Annotated in this window: 2 tRNA genes and 1 rRNA gene; all 3 read left to right on the plus strand. The window is 46.1% G+C overall.

What is annotated here, in order from left to right:
• Window positions 1-62, plus strand: a 16S ribosomal RNA gene (locus JJD74_RS30670); the annotation flags it as partial.
• 123 nt (window positions 63-185) lie between these two features.
• Window positions 186-262, plus strand: a tRNA-Ile gene (locus tag JJD74_RS30675).
• Between the two features lie 10 nt (window positions 263-272).
• Window positions 273-348, plus strand: a tRNA-Ala gene (locus JJD74_RS30680).
• Window positions 349-540 lie beyond the last annotated feature (192 nt).

Consider the following 540-nt stretch of genomic DNA (forward strand, 5'->3'; position numbering starts at 1 on the left):
TGACTGGGGTGAAGTCGTAACAAGGTAGCCGTAGGGGAACCTGCGGCTGGATCACCTCCTTAATCGACGACATCAGCTGCTCCATGAGCTCCCACACGAATTGCTTGATTCATTGAAGAAGACGATAGAAGCAGCTTTAAGCTCCAAGCTGATAGCTCTGAGCTAACAGTTACAAGCTCGAAATTGGGTCTGTAGCTCAGTTGGTTAGAGCGCACCCCTGATAAGGGTGAGGTCGGCAGTTCGAATCTGCCCAGACCCACCAATTTTGTTATGGGGCCATAGCTCAGCTGGGAGAGCGCCTGCCTTGCACGCAGGAGGTCAGCGGTTCGATCCCGCTTGGCTCCACCATAAACTGCTTCGTAAGCTTGAGAGTTTAGAAATGAATATTCGCACTGAATATTGATTTCTAGTCTTTTGATTAGATCGTTCTTTAAAAATTTGGGTATGTGATAGAAAGATAGACTGAACGTTACTTTCACTGGTAACGGATCAGGCTAAGGTAAAATTTGTGAGTTACTCTGAATTGAGTATTATCGAATT

The sequence above is a fragment of the Pseudomonas sp. MF6776 genome, from assembly GCF_016613125.1.
Lineage (GTDB): Bacteria > Pseudomonadota > Gammaproteobacteria > Pseudomonadales > Pseudomonadaceae > Aquipseudomonas > Aquipseudomonas iridis.